The sequence below is a fragment of the Janthinobacterium sp. AD80 genome, from assembly GCF_002878455.1.
Lineage (GTDB): Bacteria > Pseudomonadota > Gammaproteobacteria > Burkholderiales > Burkholderiaceae_D > Janthinobacterium.
On sequence record NZ_NRDQ01000339.1, the window covers coordinates 1 to 669 of the forward strand.

At 71.7% G+C, this 669-nt stretch carries 1 protein-coding gene; it reads right to left on the reverse strand.

Features of this window, described 5'->3' with window-relative positions:
• Nucleotides 1-158: 158 nt before the first annotated feature.
• The coding region (locus JaAD80_RS29255) for a peptidoglycan-binding protein (RefSeq protein WP_146012624.1) at nucleotides 159-669 on the reverse strand (511 nt) is incomplete at its 5' end.

Below are 669 nucleotides of genomic sequence, written 5' to 3' on the forward strand. Positions count from 1 at the left end.
CGCTCACGCCGGCCAGCGCCAGCCAGGCGGGCAAGCGCCCTGTCCCGCCGGCCGTTGCGACGGCCTGCAGCTGCACCTGCGGCGCATGGATCGAGGGCAATTCGCCCAGCTGGCGCTCGGCCTGCGATTTTTTCAGTGCTTCCAGTATGTAGGACATCTTATTTCCCTGCCACCATCGCCGTCGCGGCAGGCGCTGCCACGGCTGGAGCGGCGCCGGACAGGCGCGGCTCCGAGTTGTCGCCCAGCTGCATCAGGCGCATGAACGTTTTCGGTCCCGCCAGGCCATCGGCCTTCAGGTTCTGGCTGTGCTGGAAGTCGCGCAACAGCTTTTGCATCTCGGCATCGAGCGGCTGGTTCGGTTGCGGCGCGGGCACGCCGTGCAGTTGCGCCAGGCGCTGCCCCAGCCAGTCGACGTCGGCGCCCCGGGCGCCCACCGGCACCTCGTCGCGCCAGCTGCGCGGGGCGCGCCAGAACGTGGTGAAACCGCCGTCGCTGCGCTGCGCCACCTGCGCCAGCGGCAGCTGTTGCGCCTGGCCGCCGATATCCACGGTGGCCGTCTCGCCGCGCACCCGGGTCAGCAGCGCCAGCTGCTCCACGCCGGCCGCATCGCGCAGCGCCAGCATGGCTGGCCGGTCGAGCACGCGCAATTCGGCGACGCCGCCGCGGCTG